The organism is Paraburkholderia sp. BR10141, from assembly GCF_056155635.1.
Genome location: NZ_JBMIQH010000016.1, coordinates 115,468 through 131,952, shown reverse-complemented (window position 1 = coordinate 131,952; position 16,485 = coordinate 115,468). Strand labels below are relative to the sequence as shown.

The following is a 16,485-nucleotide window of genomic DNA, read 5'->3' as shown; positions in this document are numbered from 1 at the left end:
CGCCCATGAGTCTCACGCTCTCCCAGTTGCGCGTCTTCGTCGCCGTCGCCCAGCGTGGCAGTGTGCGGGCGGCGTCGCGCGCCCTCGGCGTGGCGCAAAGCGGCGTGACGCAGCAGTTGCAGAATCTCGAAGTCGAACTGGGCGGCCCGCTGCTCACACGCACGAATCGCGGCGTGACGCTCACGGTGCTCGGCCAGCGCATGCTGGTACGAGCGGCGTCGATTCTCGGCGAGTGCGAGCGCGCGAGCGAAGAGGCGCAGCAACTGCGCGGCGATTACGCGGGCGAAGTGGCGTTCGGCCTGACGACCGATCCGCTCATGGACGCGCTCGTGCCCGTGCTCGGGCAGTACAGCAAGCGGTTTCCACGCGTGGCGCTGCGTCTGCGCACGGGCACGTCGCGCATGATGATCTCGTGGATACGCGAAGGCACACTCGATTTCGCGCTCGCCCTCGTTTCTGACCAGACCGATACGACCGATCTCTCGGTGACGGAGCTTTACCCGTCGGACCCGGTGGTCGTCTGCCGCCGCGACCACCCGAAGGCGGGGGCGCGCACGCTGCGCTCGCTCACGCACTGCGACTGGCTCGCGACGCGCTCGCCCAATATCGCGGACGCCTTCGCTTCGAGCCGGCTCACGACGTTCTTCACCGACCACGGGTTGCCGCCGCCGCGCATCGTGGCGACGGTGGAGGGGCTCTTCGAAACGCTGCATTGGGTCAGCGAAACGGATTGCCTCGCGCTGGAGTCGTCGGTGGTCGCCACGCGCGGCCCGTTTGCCGAACGGCTCACGCGCATCAGGATCGCCGAGCGGCCGGCGGCGCAGCAGGTCTGTTTGCTGCAGCGCGCGGCCGTGCCGCTCACGCCTGCCGCACAGGAGCTCGCGACCATGCTCGCTTCGTATGCGCGGGCGGGCCGCGCGCCGCGCTGAGGCGATCGTTACGCGCCTTCTATGTAAGCGCTAAGCCCCGACGCCAGCGCCGCAAAAGTTACCGTGCAACGCGCGCTCGTGCGCAGATCCTCATGCATGGCGACCCACGTATCCAGGCTCAGCGAGAACTCGTCGCGCAGAACGCGCACCAGCTTCGGGTCTCTTGCCGCCAACGGCGACTGGCACCCGCCGATGCCGAAACCAGCGCGTATCGCGGCCAACTGGGCAAGGTCGCTGTCGGCGCGAAATGCAAAGTTATGACGGCTGTAGGCTGCGAACCTGGGCTGAACCGAACGAATGAACGCGTTCTCGTGATCGAAGCCGATGACCGAATGGCGTGTCAGCTCTTTCATCGACTTCGGCACGCCATGAAGCGCCAGATATCGTTCGTGGGCATGCAGCCCGACGTCGATCGCGCCAACACGTTTGGCGATCAGCGCCTCCTGCACTGGCCGGAACATGCGTATCGCAATGTCCGCTTCACGACGCAGGAGGTCGTCCGCCCTGTTTGACAGCACGAGTTCGATCCTCAGCTCGGGATATTGGTGGCGCAGCGCCGCCAGGATCGGCGGCAAGACCTCGACGCCGATGACTTCGCTCGCCGTCAGCCGCACGGTCCCCCGCACGCCCGAGCCGTGACCGCTCGCCGCGCGGCGCAAGGCGGCCGTCGTCATCGCAAGGCCGACCGCGTACGGCCGCAGTTCATTGGCCGCCTCGGTTGGCGAGAACCCATCGGATGAGCGCGTAAACAGCGTGAGTCCAAGCGCCGCCTCCAGACTTTCGATGTGGCGGCCGACGGTCGGCTGCGTGATGCCCAACGCGCGGGCGGCCGCCGAGAGCGAGCCGCTTTCCAGGACCTGCAGAAAGCTCCGGTACCACTCCCAGTTCGGTTCCTTGTCGGCCATACTTCGTCCCCAATTCAGATCGCACGCTATACATAAATGTATAGCTTATGGTCTATTTTCGCCAATTTTCTATTGACGGCAAGCGGCGCAGAATGCCCCTCATCACCGCTCACCCTTCAGGAGAACCCGCATGAACGCCACCCCCATCAATCGACAGAACCGCGCACTCGTACTCGGCGCCAGCGGCGGAATCGGCAGCGAAGTCGCGCGCCAGTTGCTCGACGCCGGCTGGCAAGTCCGCGCGCTGCGGCGCGGCGGTGCGCCGGGCACGGCTGCCGCCGGCGCCATCGAGTGGGTCGACGGCGACGCGCTCTCGCGCGAAGCGGTGGTACGCGCCGCGCAGGGTTGCGCGGTGATCGTGCACGCCGTGAACCCGCCCGGATACCGGCGCTGGGCGGAAGTCGTGCTGCCGATGATCGACAACACGCTCGCCGCCGCGGCCGCCGTGGGCGCGACCGTCGTGCTGCCGGGCACCATCTACAACTTCGGGCCCGACACCTTCCCGGTACTGCGTGAAGATTCGCCCCAGCAGCCGCTCACGCGCAAGGGCGCGATTCGCGTGGAACTGGAGCGGCGCATGCGGGCCGCGAGCGAGCATGGCGTGCGCTCGATCGTCGTGCGTGCGGGCGACTTTTTCGGGCCGCACGTGGGCAATAGCTGGTTTGCGCAAGGTATCGTGAAGCGTGACGAGCCGGTGCAGGTCGTGCGCCAGCCGGGGACGCGCGGCGTGGGCCACGCGTGGTCGTACGTGCCCGATGTCGCGCGTACGATGCTCGAGCTGATCGAGCGGCGCGACACGCTGCCCGCGTTCGCAGTGTTCCACATGGCCGGCCACTGGGACGCCGATGGCTCGCAGTTCGTCGAAGCGATCTGCCGCGTCGCCCGGCGCCACGGACTGAAGCCGCAGAGCAAGCCCTTCGCCTGGGCCTTCATGCGCGTCATCTCGCCCTTCGTGACGACGCTGCGCGAACTGATGGAGATGCGCTATTTGTGGAGCGAACCGTTGCAGCTCGACAACGCCCGCCTCGTCCGCGAACTCGGGCGCGAGCCGCATACGCCGCTCGACGAAGCCGTCGAGGCGACGCTCATGGGTCTGAATTGCCTCGGCGCCGACGAGCGCGCGCCGAAGGCGGCTTGATGGTTACGCCTTCAGGCGCTGCGCGATTTGATACGGATTCCGAATGTCAATGCGAGTGGCTCGGCACGTCCGAGCCGCGGCAACCCACCAGGAAGTCGAAATCGCAGCCCTCGTCGGCCTGCAACACGTGCTCGACATAAAGCTTGCGATAACCGCTGCGATCGGCGGGGATGGGCCGCTGGTTCGCAGCCCACTCGTCGAGCCGCGCGACGATCGCCTCGTCGCTGATATCCACGCGCAATACGCCCTCCTCGCAGTCCAGCTCGATCCAGTCGCCGTCCCGCACGATCGCGAGCGGGCCGCCCGCACGCGCTTCAGGGGCCACGTGCAGCACCACCGTGCCGTACGCCGTGCCGCTCATGCGCGCGTCCGACACGCGCACCATGTCGGTTACGCCCTGCGCAAGCAGCTTGGGCGGCAAGCCCATGTTGCCCACCTCGGCCATGCCCGGATATCCCTTGGGCCCGCAGTTCTTCAAGACGAGCACGGAATCGGCCGTGACGTCGAGATCGGGGTCGCCGATGCGCGCCTTGTAGTCGTCGAAGTTCTCGAACACCACGGCGGGCCCGCGATGCTTTAACAGCTTCTGCGTGGCCGCCGACGGCTTCAACACCGCGCCGTTCGGCGCGAGATTGCCGCGCAGCACGCACAGCGCGCCGTCTTTGACGAGCGGATTGTCGAGCGGGCGAATGACTTCGGCGTTGTGAATGGGGGCTTCGCGCACGTTTTCCCACAGCGTTTTGCCGTTGGCCGTGAGCGCATCGGGATGCGGCAGCAGGTTCGCTTCACCGAGGCGCCGCAGCACGGCGGGCAAGCCGCCCGCGTAATAGAACTCCTCCATCAGAAAGCGGCCCGAAGGCTGCAGGTCGACGAGGGTCGGCGTACCTTGCCCGATGCGCGTCCAGTCGTCGAGTTCGAGCGGCACGCCGATGCGTCCCGCGATCGCTTTCAGGTGGATCGCCGCATTGGTCGAGCCGCCGATCGCCGCGTTCGTGCGAATGGCGTTTTCGAACGCCGCGCGCGTGAGCAGCTTCGAGAGGCGCAGGTCTTCGAGCGCCATCTCCACGATACGCATGCCCGACATGTGCGCGAGCACGTAGCGGCGCGCGTCCACGGCCGGAATCGCCGCGTTGTGCGGCAGCGTGACGCCCAGCGCTTCGGCCATGCACGCCATCGTCGAAGCCGTACCCATGGTGTTGCAGGTGCCCGCCGAGCGCGACATGCCCGACTCCGCCGACATGAACTCGTGGATCGAAATCTTGCCCGCCTTCACCTGCTCGCTCAGTTGCCACACCACCGTGCCCGAACCGATATCGCGCCCTTCGTGCTTCCCGTTGAGCATCGGGCCGCCGGTCACGGCAATCGCAGGGACGTCGCAACTGGCCGCGCCCATCAGCAATGCGGGCGTGGTCTTGTCGCAGCCGACCAGCAGCACGACGGCATCGACTGGATTGCCTCGTATGGATTCCTCAACATCCATCGAAGCGAGGTTGCGTGTGAACATGGCCGTGGGCCGCAGGTTCGACTCACCGTTCGAGAACACGGGAAACTCGACCGGAAATCCACCGGCTTCATAGACGCCGCGCTTGACGTGCTCTGCGAGCTTGCGAAAGTGCGCGTTACACGGCGTGAGTTCCGACCACGTATTGCAAATGCCGATAATCGGCTTGCCGGCGAACTCATGATCCGGTATTCCTTGATTCTTCATCCAGCTCCGGTACATGAAGCCGTTTTTATCCGTGGTGCCGAACCACGCGGCCGAGCGAAGCTTGGGCTTACGGGTGTTCATGGCTTTGCCCACTTAGTGAGAAAGTCCTATAAATAGCATGACTATATGGACTGCGATTATCGGGAAAACGCTAATCGAAACCGTTCTGGTCGTTGCATATAGTTTGTCTATTGTGGTCAGCAGGGGCGGCCAACGGTATACCGAGAGGATATAACCGAAGGCCAGGGATGGCGCGATACTTCTCGTGATACTGTCCGGCCGTGATGGACGCGGGTGTAGCGCCATGAATTAAAGAAATACAACGCACAGAGCTACATCGGAGACACGCATGAAACTGGCAACACGCATGGTAAGCGGGTTGGTCGCTGCGGCGGCCGCTTTCTCGTTGGCGGCGGGTGTCGCACACGCCGAAGACAAGCAGATTACGCTAGGTTTTGCGCAGGTCGGCGCGGAAAGCGCATGGCGCACGGCAAACACGGTGTCGGTCAAACAGGCCGCCAAAGACGCCGGCATCAACCTCAAGTTCTCGGACGCCCAGCAGAAGCAGGAAAACCAGATCAAGGCGATCCGCTCGTATATCGCCCAAAAGGTGGACGTGATCGCGTTCTCGCCTGTGGTCGAATCGGGCTGGGAGCCGGTGCTGCAGGAGGCCAGGCGCGCCAAGATTCCCGTGATCCTCACGGACCGCAACATCGACGTGAAGGATCAGTCGCTCTACGTGACGATGATCGGCTCGGACTTCATGGAAGAAGGCCGCCGCGCGGGCAAGTGGCTTGAAGATCACTACAAGGACAACCCCGGCCCGATCAATATCGTCGAACTGCAAGGCACCGTGGGTTCCGCACCGGCCAACGACCGTCACTCGGGCCTCATGGAAGTGATCAAGAACGATCCGAAGTTCAAGATCATCGCGTCGCAAAGCGGCGACTTCACGCTGGCCGGCGGCAAGCAGGTCATGGAAGCATTCGCGAAGACGTATGGAAACAAGATCAACGTGGTCTACGCGCATAACGACGACATGGCGCTCGGCGCGATCCAGGCCATGGAAGAAGCCGGCATGAAGCCGGGCAAGGACATCAGCGTCGTGTCGTTCGACGCCACCAAGGGCGGCTTCCAGGCGATGATCGCCGGCAAGATGAATGTCGACGTGGAGTGCAGCCCGCTGCTCGGGCCGCAGCTCATGAGCGCCGTGAAGGACGTCGTGGCGGGCAAGCAGTTGCCCAAGCGCATCGTGACGAACGAAACGGTGTTCCCGGAGGACGTGGCGGCACAGGTGCTCCCGTCGCGCAAGTACTAAACTTCGCTGCAAGCGGCGCGGCGTGCTTCGTTGCCCTTAGTATTTAAGGAGTTGACTCAGCACACCGCGCGCTCTGGCCTCTTTCACGGTTGCTTATGAGCGTTGCCCCGATACTCGAAACCGTCGGTCTTACCCGAACCTTCCCCGGCGTGCGTGCGCTCGACCGGGTCGATTTTCGTCTGTACCCCGGCGAAATCCATACGCTGATGGGGCAGAACGGCGCCGGCAAGTCCACGCTCATCAACGTGCTGACCGGCGTGCACCAGCCCGAGGCGGGCGAGATACGCCTCGCGGGCGAGGCGGTGCACTTCCCGACGCCGCAGATGGCGGAAGCCGCCGGCATCCAGACGCTCTACCAGGAGGTCAATCTCTGCCCGAACCTCTCGGTTGCGGAGAACATTTTCGCGGGCCGCCAGCCGCGCAAGCGCGGCCTCGGCCTGATCGACTGGAAAACGATTCATCGCCGCGCAGAAGAAGCGCTCGCGCAACTGAATCTCTCTCTCGACGTCACGCAGTCGCTCGACACCTACCCCATTGCGATGCAGCAGATGGTGGCGATTGCGCGCGCGGTGTCCGTCGATGCGCGCATTCTGATTCTCGACGAACCGACTTCGAGCCTCGACGAAGGCGAAGTCGCGCGCCTGTTCGACGTGCTGCGCAAGCTGAAAGCGTCGGGCATTGCGATCCTGTTCGTCACGCATTTTCTGGAGCAGACCTATGCGATCTCCGATCGCATCACGGTGATGCGCAACGGCGAGCGCGAAGGCGAATATCTCGCCGCCGACCTGCCGGTGCAAACGCTGGTCGCGAAAATGGTGGGCCTGCAGAACGCGGGCGAGCGGCTCACGCAAGCCGAAACGGTGCACGGCGAGACGGCGGCAACGAACGCCGAACCGTATCTTGCGGCGCAAGGCGTGGCGCGCCGCGGCGTGCTCAATCCGCTCGATCTGGAAGTGCAGCCGGGCCAGATTCTCGGCCTCGCTGGCCTGCTCGGCTCGGGCCGCACGGAAACCGCCCGCCTGCTGTTCGGCGCGGACAAAGCCGATGCGGGAACGCTGCATATCAACGGCAAAGCGGTGAAGCTTTCTTCGCCGCGAGACGCCGTGCGCCACGGCATGGCCTACTGTCCCGAAGACCGCAAGAAGGAAGGCATCGTCGCCGATCTGTCGATCCGCGAAAACATCGTGCTTGCGCTGCAGGCGCAACTGGGCTGGTGGCGCATGATACGGCGCTCGCGCCAGCGCGAACTGGCCAACGAATATATCGAGCAACTCGGCATCAAGGCGCGCGACGCCGAACAGCCCATTGGCCTGCTTTCGGGCGGCAACCAGCAGAAGGTGCTGCTCGCGCGCTGGCTTGCGACGAAGCCGCGTTTGCTGATCCTCGACGAACCCACACGCGGCATCGACGTGGCCGCCAAGTTCGAAATCATGGACCGCGTGCGCGCGCTTTGCGCAAAGGGCCTCGGCATCCTGTTCATTTCGTCGGAGATCAGCGAGGTGGTGCGTGTCTCCGACCGCATCGCCGTGCTGCGCGACCGGCGCAAGGTGGCCGAGCTTTCGGGCGCGGCGCGCTCGGAGCACGAAGTCTACGACCTCATTGCCGGAGACCGTCGATGACGCGCCCCGCCCTCCCCGTCTGGCTTTCGCTCGTCATCCGGCATCCGCTGGTGTGGCCCGCGGTGACGCTCATCGCGCTTTTCGTCGTCGATGTCGTGCATCGCGGCAACTTCCTCTCGATCACGATGCTGGGCGGCCACCTGTTCGGCGCGCCCATCGACATCCTCATGCGCGCCGCGCCGCTCGTCGTGGTGTCGCTCGGCATGACGCTCGTGATCGCCACGCGCGGCATCGACATTTCCGTGGGCGCAGTCGTGGCGATCGCGGGTGCGGCGGCCGCCACGGTGCTCGCCGCCGATCCTTCGCGCGTGGGCCTCGCGTTCGGCGCGGCGCTCGCGGTGGGCCTGCTCGCCGGCATCTGGAACGGGCTGCTCGTCGCGTTCGTCGGCATGCAGCCGATCATCGCCACGCTCATCCTGATGGTGGCGGGCCGCGGCGTGGCGCAGCTGCTCACGGGCGGCCAGATCATCCCCATCGGCGCGCCCGGTTATCTCTTCGCGGGCGGCGGCTATTTCGCGCTGATCCCGTGCGCCGTGTGGATCGCGATTGCCGTGACCGCGCTCACCGCGCTGATCGTCAACCGCACGGCGCTCGGCCTGTTCATCCGCTCGATCGGCGTGAATCCGGTGGCCGCGCGACTTGCGGGCCTGTCGTCGCAAGCCGTGGTGTTCGGCGCGTACGCGTTCTGCGGCGTGACCGCCGCGATCGCCGGCATTCTCATCAGTTCGAACGTGCGCAGCGCGGACGGCAACAACGCGGGCCTTCTGCTCGAACTCGACGCCATTCTCGCCGTAACGCTCGGCGGCACGTCGCTGCTGGGCGGGCGCTTCAGTCTCGCGGGCACGGTGCTCGGCGCGCTCATTATCCAGACGCTCACCTACACCACCTATTCGATCGGCGTGCCGCCCGAGGCCACGCTCGTCGTGAAGGCCGTGGTCGTGCTGCTCGTGTGCCTGATCCAGTCGCCCGCCGCGCGAACCTTCGCTTTTCAACAACTCAAACGCATCGCTCTCGCGCGCCGCGTGCGCGCCTGAGTCGTCATGCACCCATTCGGGGGAAGCCGAGCATGAACCGCCCTGCCCTGTCCTTTTCGAACACGCTCGCAGCGTGCCGGCGCGGCGCCACCCGCTTCGTCGATCCGCGCGTGCTGCCCATCGTCGTGACCGTCGTGCTGTTTGCCGTGCTGTTCGGCTTCGGCTCGGTCATGTACACCGGTTTCTTCTCGCTTCAGGTGGCCTTCGGGCTGCTGGTCGACAACGCGTTCCTGCTGATCGTCGCCATCGGCATGACATTCGTGATCATCTCGGGCGGCATCGATCTTTCGGTCGGCGCCGTGGTCGCGCTCACGACGATTCTCTGCGCCGTGGGCACCGAAAAACTGCACTGGCCCGTGCTCGTGGTCGTGCCGCTCGTCTTGCTCTGCGGCGCGCTGTACGGCGCGGCAATGGGCGCGCTGATCCACTTCTTCCGGCTGCAGCCCTTCATCATCACGCTCGCGGGCATGTTCCTCGCGCGCGGCACCTGCTTTCTCATCACCACCGAATCCATCCAGATCAACGACCCCGGTTTTCACGCGCTCTCCGAATTCAACATTCCGGTGGGCAGCGGCTCGCTCACCACCGGTTCGCTCACGGCCATCGCCATGCTCGTTGCGGGCATCGTCATCGCGCACTTCACGCGCTTTGGGCGCAACGTCTACGCGATCGGCGGCAACGAGCGCTCCGCGCTGCTCATGGGCCTGCCGGTGGCGCGCACCAAGATCGGCGTGTACGCGCTCTCGGGCTTTTGCTCGGCGCTCGGCGGCGTGGTGTTTACGCTCTACGTGCTGTCGGGCTACGGGCTGCAGGCGCAAGGCATGGAACTCGACGCCATCGCCGCGACCGTGATCGGCGGCACGCTGCTTACGGGCGGCGTGGGCTATGTGATCGGCTCGGTGTTCGGCGTGGGCATTCTGGGCACGATCCAGACGCTCATTACCTTCGACGGCACGCTCAGCTCGTGGTGGACGCGCATCGTGATCGGCGCGCTGCTCTGCGCGTTCTGCCTCATGCAGCGCGCAACCGAGCGCCACGCCGCGCGCCGCAAGTCCACCGGCACAGGCCGCGGCGCCCCGCGCACCACGCGGCCGCAAGCCGCCGCGCCGATGGACCAGGCCAAGCTCGCCAGCCCGCCGCCGCACATGCAGGAGGCGAAGGGCGGTGCGTAAGCCGCTTGTCATGGACGATCGTCGCCATGGCAGCGCGTATGGAGTAGTTACGGGTATACATGGATTAGGAGGCCTCATCACGCTGCACTAAGATTTTTGCGGTACCGTCGGCGCCTGGCGAACCCATGTTCGCTGCGGATGTCTAGCGCGTTCCCCCGGTACTGGCCAGTATCTGCACGCTTTTCGACGAAAAGTCGCCTACATCGACCACGATGACAAGACCGGAGGAAAACATGGCGCAGGATCGGGATGACGCAAAAGACGGTAAGGGCTTGATCGACACGGGCCGGCGCGGCCTGATGCAGGGTGCGGGACTGGGCGCGGCGCTATCGCTGCTCGGTGCGGTTGGCGGCGGCGGATTCATTTCCACGGCGCAGGCCGCCGAATCGGGCTTCCCTTCGCACAAGAAGTGGAAGATCGTGTTCGTCAATCACGTCACCACGAATCCGTTCTTCGTGCCGACGCAATACGGCATTCAGGACGCGTGCTCGCTGCTCAACATGGACTACCAGTGGACCGGCTCGGCCACGTCCGACGCGGGCGAAATGGTGCGTGCCGTGAATTCGGCCATCGCCGCGAAGGCCGATGCGATCGCAGTGCCGATCGTCGACCCCACCGCTTTCGACAAGCCCATTCAGGCGGCGCTCGACGCGGGCATTCCCGTCTTCGCCTATAACGCCGACGCGCCGCGCGGCAAGAAGAACCCGCGGCTTGCCTATATCGGCCAGGACCTGTATCTCTCGGGCTACCAGATGGGCGAGCGTATCGTGAGCCTGATCGACAGCGGCCTCGTCGGCCTCTTCATCGCCACGCCTGGCCAGCTCAACATCCAGCCGCGTCTGGACGGAGCGAGCGACGCCATCAAGAAGTCCGGCAAGAAGATCGACATCCAGACCGTGGCCACGGGCGCGACCGTCAACGAAGAGCTTTCGAAGATCAAGTCGTTCTACCTGGGCCACCAGGACCTGAAGGGCATGTTCGCTGTCGATGCGGGCAGCACGCAGGGCGTCGCGCAGGTGATGAAGGAAAACAACCTGCCCTCGAAGGGTGTGCACGGCGGCGGCTTCGACCTGCTGCCGACCACGGTCCAGCTCATCCACGAAGGCTATCTCGACTTCACGATCGACCAGCAGCCGTACGTGCAGGGCTTCTATACGGTGATGCAGGCGTTCGTGACGCTCGCCTCGGGCGGGCTGGTCGGGCCGGCCGACACGAACACGGGTCTGAAGTTCGTGACGAAGGAAACCGTCGAGCCGTACCTCAATACCTCGACGCGTTTCGAAGGCAAGACCACCAAGCCGCAAATCGTGCCGATGAGCGGTGCGATCAAGTCGTAATGAACCCAGTGCAATGAACTACGAGTGATGAACTCTGTGAACGAAACCGGCAAGGCTGAAGTCTCCGCGCGGGCTGTTGCCCGCCCGCGCGGGCAATGGCTCTCCGCGTGGGCGCCCGAGTTGCGTATTCTGCTCGTGGCGATGATCCTCGCGGCGTACTTCGAATTTTCCAACCGGGATTTCCTGCTCACCAACGCGAGTCTCGTCAACCTCTCGCAGTTCATCGCGCCGGTGGCGATCATCGCGTTCGGCGAAATCATGCTGATGATCGGCGGCGACATCGATCTTTCAGCCGGCATGGTGTTCGCCTTCGCGCCGTTCATGATGGTGTTCGCCAACGACGCGGGCGCGCCCATGTGGCTCGCCGTGATCGCGGGGCTCGTGGCCGCGGGCATCGTCGGCTTCGTGAACGGGGCCGTGACCGTGTGGCTGCGTCTGCCCTCGTTCGTCACGACGCTCGGCACGCTCTTCCTCATCAACGGCATCACGCTCACCATTTCGCGCGGCACGCCGGTGCAGACGCCGGGTTCGCCCGAATTCGCGGCCTTCATGGGCGCGTGGGGCTATAGCGAGATCCTCTGGACTGTCGTCATCGCATTTGCCATGCACGTGCTGCTGCGCCACACGCGCTGGGGCCTGCATACGCAGGCGGCCGGCGCGAATCCGCTAGGCGCGAGCGAGGCCGGTATTCACGTGAACCGGCTGCGCCTCGGCAATTTCATCATTGCCGCCGTGCTCGCGGGCTTCACCGGCATTCTGGAAGGCTTTCGCATCACCTCGATCGACCCGCAGGCGGGCGGCAACCAGATCATGTTCCTCGCCGTGGCTTCGGCCGTGATCGGCGGCACGCCGCTCACGGGCGGCTCGGGCACGATCGTGGGCGGCCTGATCGGCGCAGCGGTGCTCGGCATTCTCAACGACGGCTTCACGCTCATCGGCATCAACGCGTTCACCTTCAACATCATCCTCGGCGCCGCGATTCTCGCCGCCATGGTCTTCAACATCCACGTTGGGCGCCTGCGCCGCAAAGGGAGCCGATGATGGACGAATCGCAAGCCTCCCCCGGCGGCGCAACCGCCACGGCCAACGCCCCGCTCGCGGTGCGCGGCGAGAACATCGTCAAGCGCTTCGGCGCGGTCACGGCGCTCGACGGCGTTTCGCTCACGCTCGGCCGCGGCGAAATCCTCGGCATTCTCGGCGACAACGGCGCGGGCAAGTCCACGCTCGTGAAAATCCTCACGGGTTTTCATCAGCAAACGAGCGGCACACTGCAGATCGACGGCAGCGAGACGCTGCTGCGCTCGGTGGACCATGCGCGCTCGCTCGGCATCGAATGTGTTTATCAGGACCTCGCGCTGGCGAATTCGCTGAGCATTTACCACAACATGTTCCTGAACCGCGAGATTGTGCGGCGCGGGCCCTTCAAACTGCTCGATCACAAGCAGATGCGCCAGCGCGCGGCGCAACTGCTCGACGACATCGGCGTGCACGTGCCCTCCGTGGACCTGCCTGTGGAGCGGCTTTCGGGTGGTCAGCGCCAGGCGATCGCGGTGGCGCGCGCCGTGCATTCGAACGCAAAAATCCTGTTGCTCGATGAGCCGCTCGCCGCGATGGGAGCGCGCGAAGCGGGTCTGATCATCGATCTCATCATGCGTTTGAAGGAAAAAGGCGGCCTATCGATTATCATGATCATGCACAACTATGCGCAGACGCTCGATATTGCGGATCGCATCATGTTGATGCAGCGAGGCCGCGTGACATACGAGCAGCACAGCGCCAATACATCGGTGGCTGAACTGATGGATATCGTGCGGCGGGAATATCGGGCCATGCGCGCCACCAGCGCGTAATGGTTCCCACATACAGGGGGGACGCTCCGATCGGGTAGCCCCCGGCCGGACAATCATGGATTACCGCAATCTAGAGAAACGCAAGAGCATGCACGCGCGCATCGTGCAGGAGCTCGGCATGCAGATCGTAGGCGGCACGCTCGCCCCCGGGCAGCGCCTGCCGCCCGAACCCACGCTGTGCGAAACCTACGGCGTGAGCCGGCCCGTGCTGCGCGAGGCCACGCGCGTGCTGGTCGCCAAGGGTCTCGTGGTGTCGAAGCCGCGCGTGGGCAGTGTCGTTCGCCCGCGCGAAGAATGGCACATGCTCGACCCCGACGTGCTGTACTGGACCGTCAACAGCATTCCCGAAGGCGAGTTCTTCCGCTCGCTCATGACCGTGCGGCAGATCATCGAACCCGCCGCCGCGGCACTTGCCGCGATTTCAGCAAACGACGAAGACCGCGCCCGCATCACCGCGGCCTACGCCCGCATGGAGCAGGCGCAAACCGCTGCCGACCTGCTCGAACCCGATCTGGAATTCCACCGCGCGATCATGGCCGCCACGCATAACAACATGCTGGCGTACATCGGCAACATGCTCTCGCTCGCGCTTTCCGAGTCGATCAAGCTCACGAGCCGCCATCCCAACACGCACGCCCTTTCGTTGCCGCGCCACAAGGCGATTCTCACGGCGATCGAGCACGGCGACGCGCTTGCGGCGCGGCAGGCGAGCGTCGTGCAACTCGACAATGCGCGCGCCGACGCCAAGTCGATTCTGGGCGGGGCGGGGCTGGAAACCTGAGGCTTGCAGACTGAAGCGCCGCCGCACCTGGGCCGCATTGCGCGGCCCATTGACGTGCGCTTGCCTCACACCGCCCGCTTGCTGCGACGGAACTGGTCGAACAGCACCGCGAGCAGCAGGATGCCGCCGCGAATCAGGTACTGATAGAACGTCGGCACGTTCATGAGGCTCATGGCGTCCTGCACCGCGCCCATGATGAGCACGCCCACCAGGACGCCCGAGATCGTCGCCACGCCGCCCGTGAGCGACACGCCGCCCAGCACGCAGGCCGAGATCACACCGAGTTCGAGGCCCACCGAAGTCTTCGGGTCGCCGAGGCTCATGCGCGAGGCCAGCATCACGCCCGCGAAGCCCGTAATGAGCCCTTGCAGCACGAACACCGTGATCTTGATGCGCGTGACCGGCAGGCCGGCCAGGCGCGCCGCTTCGCTATTGCCGCCCACCGCGAGCACGTTCTTGCCGAACACGGTTTTCTTGAGCAGGAAACCGAACACCACGAAACCGATGATGTTGCTCCAGATCGGGTACGAGATGCCCAGGAACGAGCCGCCGCCCAGATCGAAGAAGCGTTCTTCCGAGATCATCACGGCGTCGCCGTTCGAGGTGAGGAAGGCGAGGCCGCGCACCGCTTCCATCATCGCGAGCGTGGCGATCAGCGAGTTGATCTTGAAGCGCGCGATCAGCACGCCGTTCACGAGCCCGACCGCGCCGCCCGCGAGCACGCCGGCCGTAATGCCGAGCAGCACGCTATGCGACTGCGTGATGACCGTGGAGGCCACCACGCCCGCGAACGCCACGATCGAGGCGACCGAAAGATCGACCTCGCCCAGCGCGAGCACGAACATCATCGTGACGGCAATCGAGCCGATCAGCGTGACGGAGAGCAGCAGGCCCTGAATGTTGCGGGTCGTGAGGAAGTCGGGCACCGTGGCGGATAGCACCGCGAACAGCACCACGAACACCACCACGATGCCCGATTTGTTGATCATGTCCCACGCCCGCGCGCGCTGGGGGGTAATCGGCGCGGCGGCTTCGTTGACGGTAGGCGTGCCCTGTGGCTGCATGGCTTCACTCATTTCTGGTTCGTCGTTACAAAAAGGATTTCAGCGCGGCAGCGCCATCTTGATCAGTTCGTCGGGCGAAGCTTCGGCCTTCGGCAGGCTGCCGGCAATCCGGCCTTCGCGCATGACGATGATGCGGTCCGACACGCCGATCACCTCGGCCAGGTCGCTCGACACCATGATCACGGTCTTGCCCGCTTCGGCGAGCTCGTACAGCAGGTTGTAGATCTCGGCGCGCGCGCCCACGTCGATGCCGCGCGTGGGCTCGTCCATCAGGAACACCTCGATGCGCTCGGCGAGCCAGCGCGACAGAATCACCTTCTGCTGGTTGCCGCCCGAGAGCGTGCCGATGGCCGTGTCGCCGTTGCGCGTCTTGATCGCGAGCTTCTTGATGTAGTCCTGCGCGAGATCGCGCTCGCGCCGCGCGTCGAGGAGGAAGCGCGCGGGGCTGAAGTGGCGGCGCGCGCTGATGTTCAGGTTGTCGGCCACCGAGGCGATCGCGACGATGCCTTCCTGCTTGCGGTCCTCGGGGCACAGTGCGAGGCCCGCGCGCACGGCGTCGCGGGGGCTCGCGAAATTGACGCGCTTGCCGTCGAGTTCGACATGCCCCGCGCTGGCGCGCGTCGCGCCGTAAACCAGCTTCATGAGTTCCGAGCGCCCGGCGCCCACGAGCCCGAAGAAGCCGACGATCTCGCCGCGCCGCGCCGTAAACGATACCGGCTCGGCCAGGCCGGGACCCAGCAGGCCCTTCGCTTCGATCAGCACGTCTCCCGCCTGGCGCGGACGATAGCCGTACACGTCCTCGATCGAGCGGCCCACCATCGCCGCGATCAGGCGATTGCGGTCGAGATCGGCTACCGAATCGAACGTCTCGATGCGCTTGCCGTCGCGGAACACCGTCACGCGGTCGCAGAGCTCATAGACTTCGTCCATGCGGTGCGTGACGTAGATGATCGCGCGGCCATCCGCTCGCAGCGCGTTGATGATGCGAAAGAGGTTCTCCGTCTCGCGCGCCGAGAGCGAGCTGGTCGGTTCGTCGAAGGCGATCACGCGCGCGTCGCGCATGAGCGCCTTGCCGATCTCGATCATCTGGCGCTGGCCGATGGAGAGATTCTTCACCGGCGTGCGCGGATCGATGCGCTCGCCAAGCCGCTTGAGTTCATCCATCGCGCGCTTGACGAGCGTGCCTTCGTCGAGCACGCCGAGGCGATTGGGCAACTGCCCGAGCATCAGGTTTTCCGCCACCGTCAGCTCGGGCACGAGATGCAGTTCCTGATAGATGATCGCGATACCCGCTTCGAGCGCCGCCTTCGTGGTCGTGAAGCGGTGCTCCACGCCATTCAGCTCGAGCGTGCCTTCCTGCGGCTGGTTCACGCCCGAGAGCACCTTGAGCAGCGTGGATTTGCCCGCGCCGTTCTCGCCCATCAAGCCGTGCACTTCGCCGGCACGCACTTCCAGCGCCACGCGGTCGAGCGCGCGCACGCCCGGGAAGCTCACGGTAATGCCGTCGAGCTCCAGGTACGCGCGATTCCCCTGTTGAGCGCCCTTCACCGCGTTCGCTTGCGCGTTCGCATCAGTCATCGTTTCAGTCATTGCATCCCTGCCCTTTGCTTCGCCTCAGTCTTCTACGCAG

At 65.1% G+C, this 16,485-nt stretch carries 14 protein-coding genes; 10 read left to right on the top strand and 4 right to left on the bottom strand.

What is annotated here, in order from left to right:
- Window positions 1-5: 5 nt before the first annotated feature.
- Complete coding sequence (locus tag ACOJB8_RS22370) at window positions 6-929, top strand: LysR family transcriptional regulator (RefSeq protein ID WP_475014338.1); 924 nt, start codon at window positions 6-8, stop codon at window positions 927-929.
- 8 nt (window positions 930-937) lie between these two features.
- Here ACOJB8_RS22370 and ACOJB8_RS22365 read toward each other — a convergent pair whose 3' ends face one another.
- Window positions 938-1,834 (bottom strand): LysR family transcriptional regulator, encoded by an 897-nt coding sequence (locus ACOJB8_RS22365; protein WP_475014247.1) that lies wholly within the window; start codon window positions 1,832-1,834, stop codon window positions 938-940.
- A 130-nt stretch (window positions 1,835-1,964) separates the two neighbouring features.
- Here ACOJB8_RS22365 and ACOJB8_RS22360 point away from each other — a divergent pair, with 130 nt between their 5' ends.
- Window positions 1,965-2,972: an NAD-dependent epimerase/dehydratase family protein gene (locus tag ACOJB8_RS22360; protein ID WP_475014245.1), complete on the top strand. Its 1,008-nt coding sequence runs from the start codon at window positions 1,965-1,967 to the stop codon at window positions 2,970-2,972.
- A 46-nt stretch (window positions 2,973-3,018) separates the two neighbouring features.
- Here the strand turns inward: ACOJB8_RS22360 and ACOJB8_RS22355 are convergent, their stop codons facing one another.
- Complete coding sequence (locus ACOJB8_RS22355; protein WP_069265842.1) at window positions 3,019-4,761, bottom strand: IlvD/Edd family dehydratase; 1,743 nt, start codon at window positions 4,759-4,761, stop codon at window positions 3,019-3,021.
- Window positions 4,762-5,047: 286 nt separating this feature from the next.
- On the opposite strand from ACOJB8_RS22355, the gene ACOJB8_RS22350 reads away from it, so the two are divergent.
- The 8 genes from ACOJB8_RS22350 to ACOJB8_RS22315 all read left to right on the top strand — a co-directional run bounded on the left by ACOJB8_RS22350 (window position 5,048) and on the right by ACOJB8_RS22315 (window position 13,791).
- Window positions 5,048-5,998, top strand: a complete 951-nt coding sequence (locus tag ACOJB8_RS22350; RefSeq protein ID WP_370684291.1) for an ABC transporter substrate-binding protein — start codon at window positions 5,048-5,050, stop codon at window positions 5,996-5,998.
- 95 nt (window positions 5,999-6,093) lie between these two features.
- Entirely contained in the window at window positions 6,094-7,617 is a 1,524-nt protein-coding gene (locus ACOJB8_RS22345; RefSeq protein WP_069265840.1) for a sugar ABC transporter ATP-binding protein, read from the top strand.
- Window positions 7,614-8,651 carry an ABC transporter permease gene (locus tag ACOJB8_RS22340; protein ID WP_368683410.1) on the top strand — a complete coding sequence of 346 codons (1,038 nt, stop codon included), beginning with the start codon at window positions 7,614-7,616 and terminating at the stop codon, window positions 8,649-8,651. Before ACOJB8_RS22345 ends, ACOJB8_RS22340 begins: the two co-directional genes overlap by 4 nt.
- A 32-nt stretch (window positions 8,652-8,683) precedes the next feature.
- Window positions 8,684-9,823 carry a galactofuranose ABC transporter, permease protein YjfF gene (gene yjfF / locus ACOJB8_RS22335; RefSeq protein WP_083245333.1) on the top strand — a complete coding sequence of 380 codons (1,140 nt, stop codon included), beginning with the start codon at window positions 8,684-8,686 and terminating at the stop codon, window positions 9,821-9,823.
- 233 nt (window positions 9,824-10,056) lie between these two features.
- The gene (locus ACOJB8_RS22330) at window positions 10,057-11,160 is read left to right on the top strand and encodes a sugar ABC transporter substrate-binding protein (protein WP_069265838.1); all 1,104 of its coding nucleotides are present in this window, start codon (window positions 10,057-10,059) and stop codon (window positions 11,158-11,160) included.
- Window positions 11,161-11,187: 27 nt separating this feature from the next.
- Window positions 11,188-12,201, top strand: a complete 1,014-nt coding sequence (locus tag ACOJB8_RS22325; RefSeq protein ID WP_475014242.1) for an ABC transporter permease — start codon at window positions 11,188-11,190, stop codon at window positions 12,199-12,201.
- Window positions 12,201-13,010, top strand: a complete 810-nt coding sequence (locus tag ACOJB8_RS22320) for an ATP-binding cassette domain-containing protein (protein WP_368602592.1) — start codon at window positions 12,201-12,203, stop codon at window positions 13,008-13,010. Before ACOJB8_RS22325 ends, ACOJB8_RS22320 begins: the two co-directional genes overlap by 1 nt.
- Before the next feature lie 55 nt (window positions 13,011-13,065).
- Window positions 13,066-13,791, top strand: a complete 726-nt coding sequence (locus ACOJB8_RS22315; RefSeq protein ID WP_110854758.1) for a FadR/GntR family transcriptional regulator — start codon at window positions 13,066-13,068, stop codon at window positions 13,789-13,791.
- A gap of 65 nt (window positions 13,792-13,856) precedes the next feature.
- Here ACOJB8_RS22315 and araH read toward each other — a convergent pair whose 3' ends face one another.
- Together araH and araG are read right to left on the bottom strand one after the other, a co-directional pair.
- Window positions 13,857-14,867, bottom strand: a complete 1,011-nt coding sequence (araH, locus tag ACOJB8_RS22310; protein WP_069265834.1) for an L-arabinose ABC transporter permease AraH — start codon at window positions 14,865-14,867, stop codon at window positions 13,857-13,859.
- A gap of 27 nt (window positions 14,868-14,894) precedes the next feature.
- Window positions 14,895-16,433: an L-arabinose ABC transporter ATP-binding protein AraG gene (gene araG, locus ACOJB8_RS22305; protein ID WP_475014239.1), complete on the bottom strand. Its 1,539-nt coding sequence runs from the start codon at window positions 16,431-16,433 to the stop codon at window positions 14,895-14,897.
- Between the last annotated feature and the right edge of the window lie 52 nt (window positions 16,434-16,485).